11 protein-coding genes are annotated in these 12,256 nt (G+C 72.2%); 2 read left to right on the forward strand and 9 right to left on the reverse strand.

The genetic code is table 11. From position 1 onward, the window contains the following. Nucleotides 1–484 precede the first annotated feature (484 nt). Nucleotides 485–1,492: a stage II sporulation protein M gene (locus ACFYPN_RS10030; protein ID WP_389297629.1), complete on the reverse strand. Its 1,008-nt coding sequence runs from the start codon at nucleotides 1,490–1,492 to the stop codon at nucleotides 485–487. A 119-nt stretch (nucleotides 1,493–1,611) separates the two neighbouring features. Between ACFYPN_RS10030 and ACFYPN_RS10035 the strand changes: the two genes are divergently transcribed. Then, nucleotides 1,612–2,637, forward strand: coding sequence for an RDD family protein (locus ACFYPN_RS10035; protein ID WP_358756069.1), 1,026 nt, complete (start codon nucleotides 1,612–1,614; stop codon nucleotides 2,635–2,637). A 13-nt stretch (nucleotides 2,638–2,650) separates the two neighbouring features. On the opposite strand, the gene ACFYPN_RS10040 is transcribed toward ACFYPN_RS10035, so the two are convergent. The 8 genes from ACFYPN_RS10040 to ACFYPN_RS10075 form a co-directional block, all read right to left on the reverse strand. Then, nucleotides 2,651–3,292: a hypothetical protein gene (locus tag ACFYPN_RS10040; RefSeq protein ID WP_358756067.1), complete on the reverse strand. Its 642-nt coding sequence runs from the start codon at nucleotides 3,290–3,292 to the stop codon at nucleotides 2,651–2,653. A 145-nt stretch (nucleotides 3,293–3,437) separates the two neighbouring features. Further along, the gene (gene ahcY / locus ACFYPN_RS10045; RefSeq protein WP_358756065.1) at nucleotides 3,438–4,895 is read right to left on the reverse strand and encodes an adenosylhomocysteinase; all 1,458 of its coding nucleotides are present in this window, start codon (nucleotides 4,893–4,895) and stop codon (nucleotides 3,438–3,440) included. Nucleotides 4,896–5,142: 247 nt separating this feature from the next. After that, nucleotides 5,143–6,213: a cation diffusion facilitator family transporter gene (locus ACFYPN_RS10050; RefSeq protein WP_358756063.1), complete on the reverse strand. Its 1,071-nt coding sequence runs from the start codon at nucleotides 6,211–6,213 to the stop codon at nucleotides 5,143–5,145. Between the two features lie 146 nt (nucleotides 6,214–6,359). Further along, on the reverse strand, nucleotides 6,360–7,523 hold the full coding sequence (gene manA, locus ACFYPN_RS10055) for a mannose-6-phosphate isomerase, class I (protein WP_358756061.1): 1,164 nt from the start codon (nucleotides 7,521–7,523) through the stop codon (nucleotides 6,360–6,362). A 275-nt stretch (nucleotides 7,524–7,798) separates the two neighbouring features. Continuing rightward, nucleotides 7,799–8,950, reverse strand: a complete 1,152-nt coding sequence (locus ACFYPN_RS10060) for an SIS domain-containing protein (protein ID WP_358756060.1) — start codon at nucleotides 8,948–8,950, stop codon at nucleotides 7,799–7,801. Between the two features lie 111 nt (nucleotides 8,951–9,061). Next, on the reverse strand, nucleotides 9,062–9,244 hold the full coding sequence (locus tag ACFYPN_RS10065; RefSeq protein WP_266710528.1) for a Trm112 family protein: 183 nt from the start codon (nucleotides 9,242–9,244) through the stop codon (nucleotides 9,062–9,064). 299 nt (nucleotides 9,245–9,543) lie between these two features. Beyond that, nucleotides 9,544–10,908, reverse strand: coding sequence for a phosphomannomutase/phosphoglucomutase (locus ACFYPN_RS10070; RefSeq protein WP_358756058.1), 1,365 nt, complete (start codon nucleotides 10,906–10,908; stop codon nucleotides 9,544–9,546). 102 nt (nucleotides 10,909–11,010) lie between these two features. After that, on the reverse strand, nucleotides 11,011–11,388 hold the full coding sequence (locus ACFYPN_RS10075) for a DUF3499 domain-containing protein (protein WP_358756056.1): 378 nt from the start codon (nucleotides 11,386–11,388) through the stop codon (nucleotides 11,011–11,013). 353 nt (nucleotides 11,389–11,741) lie between these two features. Here ACFYPN_RS10075 and ACFYPN_RS10080 point away from each other — a divergent pair, with 353 nt between their 5' ends. Next, complete coding sequence (locus ACFYPN_RS10080; RefSeq protein ID WP_358756054.1) at nucleotides 11,742–12,170, forward strand: metallopeptidase family protein; 429 nt, start codon at nucleotides 11,742–11,744, stop codon at nucleotides 12,168–12,170. Nucleotides 12,171–12,256 lie beyond the last annotated feature (86 nt).

Genomic DNA, 12,256 nt, shown 5'->3' on the forward strand with positions numbered 1-12,256 from the left:
CCCGTCTCACCGGGGCCCTCCGGGCGCTTCCCTTCGTTCTTGCGTTTCCGACTCTATCAGACACTTTCATGTCCGATTCCCGGTCGAAGCGGGTCAAGCGGTTTTCGCTTTCCAGTTCTTCGCTTTCGCGTTTCCCTTTCCGGCGGTACCAACCTTACCAGATTCTTTTTCGTTCCGTTTCCGGTCCGACATTGAATTCGGCGACCTGTTGGTGGTCTTTGCCTTTCGGCTGACTCGACTTTATCAGAGCGATTGGGGACGAATGAACGACCCGAACTCTGAATGAGGAGAATCAAGTGGCTCCGCGGGAATGAACATTCCCTGCAAGAGCGAGATATACATTAGTCGCTGAACCCTGACCTGTCCAGTCCGAGCCAACCCGTAAAATCTACCTCCCCACAAGCGCTGTGTCAACAGGTTTTGTGGGCGAAGAGGAGACTAGCAGCTCGACGAGGCCCGGCGCACATCCGCGGGGGCGTGGCGGTCACGCCGCGGTCGGCAGGGTGGCGCCACGTTGGGCGACCGCCACGTCGCCGGTGTCGCCGGCTCTGACCGCGCGACCGCCCAGAACCCTCACGTACAGCAGGAAGGCCAGCTCGGCGGCGACGCCGATGGTGATCCGGGCCCAGGTGGGGAGCCCGGAAGGCGTCACGAAACCCTCGATGAGTCCCGACACGAAGAGGACGAGGGCGAGGCCGAGGGCCATGCCGAGAGCGGCCCGCCCCTCCTCCGCGAGCGCGTCGCGACGGGAGCGGGAGCCGGGGTCGATGAGGGTCCAGCCGAGCTTGAGACCGGTTCCGGCAGCCACGAAGACCGCGGTGAGTTCAAGGAGGCCGTGCGGCAGGATCAGGCCGAGAAAGGTGTCCAGTCGGCCGGCGGACCACATCAGGCCCATGCCGACCCCGACGTTGAGCACGTTGGTGAAGAGGATCCAGATCACCGGCAGGCAGAAGAACGCGCCGAGGACCAGGCACATGGCGGCCGCCTGAGCGTTGTTCGTCCACACCTGGGCCGCGAAGGAGGCGGCGGGGTGGCTGGAGTAGTAGGTCTCGTACCCCCCGCCGGGCTTGGTGAGTTCGCGCAGGTCGTCGGGGGCACCGATGGTCGCCTGGATCTCCGGGTGCGTACCGATCCACCAGCCGATGACCGCGGCGAGCAGGGTGGAGAGCACCGCCGTGGGCACCCACCAGTGGCGGGAGCGGTAGACCGCGGCGGGGAATCCGGCGGTGAGGAAGCGCGTCACGTCCTGCCACGACGCCTTGCGGGTGCCGGTCACGGTGGACCGGGCTCGGGCCACGAGCTGGGTCAGCCGCCCCTCGATGCGCGGGTCCGGCGCCTGGGAGTGGATCAGGGAGAGGTGGGTGGCCGCCCTCTGGTAGAGCTCGACGAGCTCGTCCGCCTCGGAACCGGTGAGTCTGCGCCCCATCTTCAGGAGCATTTCCAGGCGATCCCACTCCGCGCGGTGCGCGGTGGCGAAGACATCGAGGTCCATGGTGGGTGACTGCTCCAGGCGAGGGGGCGTACGAGGTCCCGACAACGGCGGCGCGCCGACGATCAGCTTGGCAGACTGTCGCACAACGGGGCAGGAGTGGGCGACGAAAGGCAGCGGCGATGAGCGAACTCGTGACCGGGGACGCGGTGGTTCTGGAGCTCAGACCCGCACGGCTGCCGAGCAGGGCGCTGGCGCAGGCCATCGACACCGTGCTGCTCCTGACCGTCTTCCTGGTGCTCAGCCTCGTACTCGGTATCGCCGGCGTCACGCTCGACGAAGCGGCCCTCGCGGCCGTCTCCGTGGCGTCGTTCCTCCTGGTCCTGGTCGGCGGGCCCATCGCGGTGGAGACCCTGAGCCACGGGCGTTCCCTGGGGAAACTCGCCTGCGGTCTGCGGGTGGTGCGCGAGGACGGGGGGCCCATCGGGTTCCGGCACGCGCTGGTGCGCGGGGCGATGGGTGTCGTCGAGATCCTGTCGACCTTCGGTGGGGTGGCAGCGGTCGCTTCCCTGGTCTCCGCCAGGGGCCGACGGCTCGGTGACGTGTTCGCCGGGACGATCGTCGTACGGGAACGGGTGCCGAACGACCGTTCCCGGGCTCCGCAGCCGCCTCCGCCATGGCTCGGGAGCCGTTTCGCCCAGCTGGACCTGTCGGCGGTACCGGACGACTTCTGGCTCACCGCGCGGCAGTACCTGTCCCGCCTGCACCAGTTCGATCCCCTCGTGGGGTACGAGATGGGCCGGCGGCTCGCCGACGAGCTGGCGGCCAGGACGGCGTCGTCGCCTCCGCCGGGAGTCCCCCACGCCGCCTACATCGCCGCGGTGCTGCACGAGCGCCGGGTGCGCGAGGCGCGGCGCTTCGAGGCACGACGGACGCTGTCGGCCGGTCACGCGATGGGCCCGGCACCGCAAGCCGTACGGCGGGGGGCGGTGTGGGGAGTACCTGCACCGGCGGGCGGCGGGGCGGCGGTGTGGGGGGCGCCCACGCGCGCTCCGGGCGCGGGCCGGGCAACCGGGCCCGTGTCGCCCGTGCCACCCGTGTCGCCCGTGCCGTCCGCACTCGCGGGCCCGGGCGTCCCGGGCGGCGGGGAGACGTCGGCGGAGTCCGCGGGGCACACCGTCCCGACCGGGTTCGCGCCGCCGGCCTGAGCCGGCGTCCGGGCTACTCGGCCGGGTGCTCCTCCCGCGGCACGGGCTTGGGCGAGGGCGGTGATTCCAGCTCTTCCAGCTCGATGCCGGGGGCGGCGAGTACCACGTCGCCCGCGAGGTGCACCGTGTGGCGCTCCCCCGTGTTCAGGTCGCTGACCTGGTAGGTGTCCACCAGCAGGGGGCCGTTGTCAGTGGGGTGCGCTTCACTCTCCCTCAGTGCCCAGGACTGGTCGACGGTCAGGGGAGCGAGGACCGGATCCGTGAAGGTGACCAGACGGATGCGGGTCTCGGGGGATTCCGGGGTGAGGCGCAGGAGTCGCGTGACGGCGACGAGAAACGCGGGAGAGGTGCCGGAGAAGGCGTGGGCGCGGACGTTGCCCTCGGTCGCGTCGGTTCCGGTGGGGTCGGTCCGGACCCAGGTGACGCCTTCGAGGGCGGCGGCGCGGATCTGCCAGCCACCCGCGTGCAGTTCGAGGCGGATGGGCCGGCCGAGTCCGTCGAGCGCGAGGTCGGTGGAGCCGATGTCGTCGCCGGAGGGAGCGGTCCTCCGGGCGACGTAGCGCCAGCCGGAGGGCCCGGGGGCGCAGTGGAAGTGCTCTTCACCGAGGGGGGTGCGATCGTGCGGATCGTGGAGCGAATAACGGCCGCGGGGCATGGGGTCCTTCGGGCTGCGCGGGCGGGGTACGGGGCAGGCCCCCGGCACGGGGGTGCGGGGGCCTGCGCTCGTACGTGCTGAGACTGTTCCGGCCGCCGACGGCCGGGCTCCCCGGCTGCGGGGGGCGGGGCGTCGGCGGGGTGGATCAGTAGCGGTAGTGGTCGGACTTGTACGGGCCGTCGACCTCGACGCCGATGTAGGCGGCCTGCTCCGGGCGGAGCGTGGTGAGCTTGACGCCCAGCGCGGCCAGGTGGAGGCGGGCGACCTTCTCGTCGAGGTGCTTCGGGAGCACGTAGACGTCGGTCGGGTACTCCTCCGGCTTCGTGAACAGCTCGATCTGGGCCAGGGTCTGGTCCGCGAAGGAGTTGGACATGACGAAGGAGGGGTGACCGGTCGCGTTGCCGAGGTTCAGCAGGCGGCCCTCGGAGAGGACGATCAGGACCTTGCCGTCCGGGAAGGTCCAGGTGTGGACCTGCGGCTTGACCTCGTCCTTGATGATGCCGTCGATCTTGGCGAGGCCGGCCATGTCGATCTCGTTGTCGAAGTGGCCGATGTTGCCGACGATCGCCTGGTGCTTCATCCGGGACATGTCGGACGCCATGATGATGTCCTTGTTGCCCGTCGTGGTGACGAAGATGTCGGCCTGCTCGACGACATCGTCCAGGGTCGCGACCTGGTAGCCGTCCATGGCCGCCTGCAGCGCGCAGATCGGGTCGATCTCGGTGATGATCACGCGCGCGCCCTGGCCGCGCAGCGACTCGGCGCAGCCCTTGCCCACGTCGCCGTAGCCGCAGACGACTGCGGTCTTGCCGCCGATGAGGACGTCGGTGGCGCGGTTGATGCCGTCGATCAGCGAGTGGCGGCAGCCGTACTTGTTGTCGAACTTCGACTTGGTGACGGCGTCGTTGACGTTGATCGCCGGGAACAGGAGGGTGCCGTCGCGGTGCATCTCGTACAGGCGGTGGACGCCCGTGGTCGTCTCCTCGGTGACACCGCGGATCTCGGACGCGAGCTGGGTCCACTTCTGCGGGGACTCGCCGAGGGTGCGGTTGAGGAGCGTGAGGATGTGGGCGTACTCCTCGCTGTCCGCGGTGGACGGGTCCGGGGCCGCGCCGGCCTTCTCGAACTCGACGCCCTTGTGGACCAGGAGGGTGGCGTCACCGCCGTCGTCGAGGATCATGTTCGGGCCGCCGGTCGGGGTGTTCGGCCAGGTCAGGGCCTGCTCCGTGCACCACCAGTACTCCTCCAGCGTCTCGCCCTTCCAGGCGAAGACGGGGACGCCGGCCGGGGCCTCGGGGGTCCCGGTCGGGCCGACGGCGATGGCGGCGGCCGCGTGGTCCTGGGTGGAGAAGATGTTGCAGGAGGCCCAGCGGACGTCGGCGCCGAGGGCGACGAGGGTCTCGATGAGCACGGCGGTCTGCACGGTCATGTGCAGCGAGCCGGTGATGCGTGCGCCGGCCAGCGGCTGCGTGGCGGCGTACTCCTTGCGGATCGACATCAGGCCGGGCATCTCGTGCTCGGCGAGGGTGATCTCCTTGCGGCCGAATACCGCGAGGGAAAGGTCGGCGACCTTGAAGTCCTGGTTCTGGCTGACCGTCGTCATGGCGGGTCTGCTCCTCGTGAGGATCGAGGGTGGGCGGGCTGGCTGTGCGGCGCCGGGCACAGGAATGCCCGGGACTCGCAGCGCAGTCCGTCGGAGGCCCTCTCTCCCTCGGCCGGTCCGCTTCCGCGGGCCGATCGACCGCCATCAGCAGCGACGTCTGGTACGCGTACGAATCTACACCGAGCAGCGGTGAGCGCACCGGCCCCCGGGGAGGGGCGGTGCGCTCACGGGACGTACGGAAAGGGGGTCAGCGCCCCGGACCGGGGGTGTCCCCGTCCGCGGGGCCGGTCGGGCCTTCCGGGCCGCCGAGGCCGCCGGAGGGCTGCGCTGCGTCCTCGGTGTGCTCGGCCTCCTCGGCGTCCTCGGCCAGCGCGGACCGGCCGGGGTTGGTGCCGGTGGACGCGGCGTCCGCGCTGTAGATGTCGGGCTCCAGGTAGATCACGCGGGCGATCGGCACGGCGGCGCGGATGCGGGTCTCGGCGGCGTTGATCGCGTTGGCGACCTCGGTCGCGGTGTCGTCGTGCTGGACGGCGATCTTGGCGGCGACCAGTAGTTCCTCGGGACCGAGGTGGAGCGTGCGCATGTGGATGATGCCGGTGACCGTGTCACCGTCGACGACGGCGGCCTTGATCTTCTCGACCTGCTCGGGGCCCGCCGACTCGCCGAGGAGCAAGGACTTCGTCTCGGCGGCGAGCACCAGCGCGATGACGATGAGCAGGATGCCGATGCAGAGGGTGCCGATGCCGTCCCAGACGCCGTCGTCGGTCGCGAGCGAGATGCCGACGCCACCGAGGGCGAGGACCAGACCGATGAGGGCTCCGAAGTCCTCCAGGAGGACGACGGGAAGTTCGGGGGCCTTGGCGCGACGGACGAAGTCCGTCCAGCTCATCGTGCCGCGGGTCTGGTTGGACTCGGCGATCGCCGTCCGGAAGGAGAATCCCTCGGCGATGATCGCGAAGATCAGCACGCCCACCGGCCAGTACCAGGCCTCGATGGGGTGCGGGTGTTTGATCTTCTCGTAGCCCTCGTAGACCGCGAACATGCCACCGACCGAGAACAGGACGATGGAGACGAGGAAGGCGTAGATGTACCTCTCACGCCCGTAGCCGAAGGGGTGCTCGGGGGTGGCCTTGCGTTGCGCCTTCTTCCCTCCGAGCAGCAGGAGTCCCTGGTTGCCCGAGTCGGCCAGCGAGTGGACGCTCTCCGCGAGCATCGACGAGGAGCCACTGAAGAGGAACGCCACGAATTTTGCCACCGCGATGGCGAGGTTGGCGGAGAGTGCCGCCACGATCGCCTTGGTTCCGCCTGACGCGCTCATGGGTGCCTGGTGTCCCTTCCTCGGTGCTGCAAACGCGGATCGGTGCCGCGAACGCGGATCGGTGTGGCGCACGCGGATCGGTGTGGCGCACGCGGATCGCCGCGGTACGGCCGCACATTCTCGCAGGCCCCAGGACGGACGGTACGTCAGGCCACCACGGTGGCCCGGAAGAGCGTGCCGTTGCCCGACGCGTCGACCGTTTCGCCCGCCGGTACGAAGACCGAGCCGCCCGGAACGAGTTCCAGGTCGCCGGTCCTCAGCGCGCCCGCGGTGCAGAGCAGGATCTGCGGGGTGGCGGCCGTCAGGTCGACGGGGGCCGCGCCGGGCGAGAGGTCGAAGCGGGAGAGCCGGAACTCGTCGACCGGGGTCTCGTACGGTTCCTCGCCGGAGGGGGCCGCCTCGGGGCGCAGTACGCCCGGCTCGGTGGCTTCAAAGCGCACGACGCGCAGGAGTTCGGGTACGTCGATGTGCTTGGGGGTGAGACCGCAGCGCAGGACGTTGTCCGAGTTGGCCATGATCTCGACGCCGAGGCCGTCGAGGTAGGCGTGCGGGACGCCCGCGCCGAGGTAGAGCGCTTCGCCGGGCTGGAGCCGCACGTGGTTGAGCAGCATCGCGGCGATGACCCCGGCGTCGCCCGGGTAGTGGCGGGCGATCGCGGCGTACGGGGCGTGCGGGCCGCCCAGGCGTTCGGCGGCGGCAGCTGCCTCCCCGACGGTCGCGGCCATCTCCTCCGGGTCGGCGGTGAGGATCGCGGTGAGTACCTCGCGGAGGGCGGCCTCCTCGGGGTGGGCGCGCAGCAGGTCGGCGTACGGCTTGAGGGAGTCGACGCCGAGCGCCTCCAGCAGGGCGGCGGCCTCGTCGGGCCTCCGGAAGCCGCAGAGCCCTTCGAACGGGGTGAGGGCGCAGATCAGTTCGGGCTTGTGGTTGGCGTCCCGGTACGTGCGGTGGGGGGCGTCGAGCGGAATGCCGCGGGCCTCCTCGTCGGCGAAGCCGAGCCGGGCCTGCGCGAGGTCGGGGTGGACCTGGAGGGAGAGCGGGGCTCCGGCGGCGAGGAGCTTGAGGAGGAAGGGGAGGCGGGGGCCGAACTTCTCGAGGGTCGCGGCGCCGAGTTCGCGGGCCGGGTCGGCGGCGATGACCTGGTCGAGCGGGAGTTCGGTGCCGTCCCGGGTGAGCAGGGAGGGCGCTCCGGGGTGGGCTCCCATCCACATCTCGGCCTGCGGCTCCCCCGTGGGCGGGGTGCCGAGCAGCTCGGGGATGGCCGTGGTGGAGCCCCAGGCGTAGGGGCGCACGGTGTTGGAGAGCCGGTCCATGGGTGGTCCTCGGGCTTTCGTGAAGTGGCAAGGGGGAAGGGAGGGGCGGGCGGGACAGGAGGGACGAGCGTGGCCGGCGGACCGGGCCGGGTGTGGCCGGTACGGAACGGGCCGCGGCTGTACGAGGGGGCGGCTGAACCCGTCCGGTCCGCCCGGTCTCGCCGGTCGGGGCGGGGCGGGCGGTGCCGGCCGGAGCGGGACGGCGCTCGTGCCGGTGCGTCCGGCGGAATCTATGCCGCCTGACCCCGCCGGGCCGCCTGCGCCGCCCGGCGGGGTCAGGCGGGGTTGTCGGCGGCCGGCGGTTCGGATGCCAGCGAGAGGTAGACGGCGGCGAAGTCGGTGACGGCGAGGAGTTCGGCGAGCGCTTCGAGGTCACTGCCCTCGTCGGGCTCGAGTTCGCTGATGGCCGTGTCGTGGCCGAGGGCGAGTTCGCGGGCGGCCGGGGCCGCGGTCAGCCCACCGGTGGGCCGGTCCCGGAGGAGGACGACCCGGGCGCGCAGCGTTTCCCCCTCGTCGACCCGGTCGCGGAAGAAGTCCTCGGGGTCGGCTCCGGCCGCGAAGTCCCCGGCGAGCAGGGCGCCGTGCGAGGGCAGCGCCTCGGGGAGCGGCGCGGTGAGCGCGGGGCGGCCGGCGAGCTCGGCGAGGACGGCGGCGAACCGGCGGCCGACCGGGCCCGCCGCTTCGCCCTCGGTCCAGACCAGCGGCAGCGTGTCGGCGAGCTCGGCGGCGAGGGTCTTGGCCGGGTTGCCGTACGTGGCGATGGCGGGCCCGCAGCGTTCGGCGGTGCGGTCCAGCCGGTCCGCGACCTTGCGCAGGTCCTCCTCGGACGCCGTGAGCAGGCCGACCCGGTCGAGCAGGGCGAGGAGCGGGGTGAGCAGCGCCCAGAGGGTGCCGGGGCCCGCCGCCGAGGTCTCGGCGTCGTACTCGCCGTGGGGGGCCGCGGCCATGGGCACGAGGAGCCCGTGGGCTCCCTCGACGGCTTCGCGCAGCGGTGAGCGGGTGGGCGCGACGGCGACGACGGAGCAGCCGCGCCGGTAGGCCTGTTCGGCCAGGAGCGAGAGACCTGGTTCGGCACCGTCGGCGGTGGCGATGAGGAGCAGGTCGACCGGGCCGGCCCAGCCGGGCAGAGTCCAGCGCAGTGCTCCGCCGGCCGGGGCGACGCCGGTGGGGCGGATACGGGTGACCGGTGCGGCGGCTCCCGCGAGGGCGCCGATGATGTCGGCGACGCCCGCGGCGGCGGTGCCGGGCCCGGCGACGAGGACGGCGCGCGGCCTGCCCTCGGGGGTCAGCGCTCCGATGCCGGCCTCGGCCGTGTGCAGGGCCGCGGTACGGACGCGGGCGCCGGCCTCGGCGGCCCCGCGCAGGAGCCCTCGGCGGTCGGCCCTGGCCAGGGCGTCCGGGGCGTCGAGCAACGTCTCGTCGAGCATGGCGGTGGGCCTCCGGTCACCGTGCGGATCAGTGTGCGGCTGCCGGGCGCGGACGCGGACGGTCGCCGCCGGGGGGTCCGGAGGCGTCGGCGGCACGCGCCTGGCGTTCCGTCATGCGGGGCGGCGGGCCTCGTCCACGAGGAGCACCGGGATGCCGTCGCGGACCGGGTAGGCGAGACCGCAGTCGGCGCCGGTGCAGACCAGCTCGGGGCTGTCGTCCGCCGTCCGGTCGTCGAGCGGGGAGTGGCACGCCGGACAGGCGAGGATCTCCAGAAGGCCGGCTTCGAGCGCCATGGGGCGGGTCCCTTCGAACATGCGGTTGAGCTTCGCGCGGTTGGGGCGAGGCAAGCCTACCGCCGGGGTGCGGGGGACGCGGTCCGGCAGGACCGGGCCCCCCGCTGCGCGACGGCCGGGCGGGAAGGCACCGGGGCCGCGCGACGACCGGGTGGACTCACCGGCGCCGGTCGCAGCATCACCCGGCGGCGGGACGCGGATGTGGCCGGTTCCCGAACGGGCGGCGGCCGGCGGATGAACGGACCGGGCCAGTGGCGGGCGGGCCCGCTGGTGGGCGGGCCCGGCCCGTCGTACAGCCCTCAGGCCCGGATGAGGGCCAGGGCCTCGTCCCGTACCGCCGTCATCGTGGCCTCGTCGCGGGCTTCGGCGTTCAGGCGGAGCAGCGGTTCGGTGTTGGAGGCGCGGACATTGAACCACCAGTCGGTGGAGGCGACCGTGAGGCCGTCCAGTTCGTCGAGGGTCACGTCCTCGCGGTCGCCGTACGCGGCCCGGATGGCGGCGAGGCGGTCCGACTGGTCGGCGACGGTGGAGTTGATCTCGCCGGAGCCGGCGTACCGGTCGTACGAGGTGAGCAGCGCGGAGAGGGTGCCCGGCTGTCCGCCGAGGGCGGCGAGGACGTGGAGGGCGGCGAGCATCCCCGTATCGGCGTTCCAGAAGTCCCGGAAGTAGTAGTGCGCCGAGTGTTCGCCACCGAAGATCGCGCCGTGCTCGGCCATCTCGGCCTTGATGAAGGAGTGGCCCACGCGGGTGCGGACGGGGGTGCCGCCGTTCTCGCGGATGACCTCGGGGACGGACCACGAGGTGATCAGGTTGTGGATGACGGTGCCCTTGCCGCCGTTGCGGGCGAGTTCCCGTTCGGCGACGAGCGCGGTCACGGCGGACGGCGAGACGCCCTTGCCCCGTTCGTCCACGACGAAGCAGCGGTCGGCGTCGCCGTCGAAGGCGAGGCCGAGGTCGGCGCCCTCGGCGAGGACGCGGGCCCGGAGGCCCACGATGTTGGCCGGGTCGAGGGGATTGGCCTCGTGGTTGGGGAAGGTGCCGTCGAGTTCGAAGTACATCGGTACGACGTCGAGCGGGAGGCCCTCGAAGACCGTGGGCACGGTGTGGCCGCCCATGCCGTTGCCCGCGTCCACGACGACCTTGAGCGGCCTGATCGCGGTCAGGTCCACGAGTCCGAGGAGGTGGGCGGCGTACTCGGTGAGGGTGTCGCGTCCGGTGAGCGTGCCCCGGTCGGCGGCGGGAGCCGGCGCTCCCTGCTCGGACCACCGCTCCACGAGCGTGCGGATGTCGGCGAGGCCGGTGTCCTGGCCGACCGGGGCGGCTCCGGCCCGGCAGAGCTTGATGCCGTTGTACTGCGCCGGGTTGTGCGAGGCGGTGAACATCGCGCCGGGCACGTCGAGGGTTCCGGAGGCGTAGTACAGCTGGTCGGTGGAGCAGAGGCCGATCAGGGTGACGTCGGCGCCGCGGGCCCGCGCGCCACGGGCGAAGGCGTCGGCGAGACCGGGTGAGGACGGGCGCATGTCGTGACCGATGACGATCGCGTCCGCGTCGGTGACCTGGACGAACGCCGCGCCGAAGAGCTCGGCGAGCGACTCGTCCCACTGGTCGGGTACGACGCCGCGCACGTCGTACGCCTTCACGAGCTGCGACAGATCAGCAACCACGGCCGGTCCTCCTGGGGTCTGGGCTGAGCGCCCAAACTACCCGGCCCGCGGTACGCCGTTACGGGCCGCCCGCCGGTGGTACGGGGTGGCGGGCGGGCGCCGTCAGGAGTCGGGGGAACGCAGGACCCGCAGGTGGCCACGGCGCGCGACCTCGACGGGGTCGGCGGTACGCGGCCCCCGGCCTGGTCCGTCCGGGCCCCGGTCGTGCGGGCGGGCGGCCTCGCGGACGGCGTTGGCCAGTGCTTCGAGATCGTCGGCGCTGTGGCGGGTGGGGGCGGAGGAGTCGGTGAGCCGGACCACCTCCCAGCCCCGGGGCGCGGTGAGCCGCTCACTGTGTTCGGCGCAGAGGTCGTAACAGTGGGGCTCGGCGTAGGTGGCGAGCGGGCCGAGGACCGCAGTCGAGTCGGCATAGACGTACGTCAGTGTCGCGACGGCGGGACGGCCGCACGCGGTGCGCGAACAGCGACGTACAGGGCTCACGAGGTTGGACGGTACCGCACTCTTGAGCGGGCCGCGACGACCCTCCCCCGGCTCGGGCCACCGTGTCGTCCGTCGTTCCCGGTGGTGGCGGCTCTCCGTGGGGCCGCACCGGTCCTCCGTCCGCCGTAGAGCGGCTGGTCACAGAGGTTCCGCTTGTGCGTTCCGTGGGCATCCCGTGGTGAGGGGAAGGGCAGGGGGTGAGGATTCAGTGACCCCGAGTGGGGCTGAAAAGCGGCTCAACTTGGCCGGAAATTTAGGGTTGAAACGCGCCCCGGGGAAGGTGCGGACACGGCGCCGCACCAGGTGACCGGGCGTCGGTCCCGTCGCGCCCGGAGGGTTACGCTGCGTCGGTGATGGACAGTCCCGTACCTTCGCCCTCGCCCGACCCCCGGCCCCGGCGCCGCGACCGCCACGGCCGCGGCATGCGCGGGCCGGTGGCACCGCCGCAGGTGCCCCTGTCGGTGAGCCGCCCGGAGATGTTCAGCGATCTCGTGCAGGACTCGGTGGAGCGCCTGGAGCGGCGCTGGCCGCAGCTCGCCGAGGTGGACTTCATGGTGCTGGACGTGCCGTCGAAGGCCGAGGACACCGTGCCCCTGGGACGCGCGGTCTCGGCCGTCAAGGGGCAGCCCGCGCAGATCGTCGTCTACCGGCGCCCCGTCGAGATCCGGTCGAAGAGCCGGGACGAGCGGGCGCTGCTGGTGCACGAGGTCGTGGTGGAACAGGTCGCGGAGCTGCTGGGGCTCTCCCCGGAGTCGGTCGACCCCCGGTACGGGCAGGACTGACGGCCGTCCCGCAGTTCCTGGCGGGTGCGCCGGATTCCTGGCGGGCGCGCCGGCCGGCAGCCGCTCGGACCTGTGGGCCGCTCAGG

The organism is Streptomyces sp. NPDC005576 (genome assembly GCF_042871745.1).
Classification (GTDB): Bacteria; Actinomycetota; Actinomycetes; order Streptomycetales; family Streptomycetaceae; genus Streptomyces.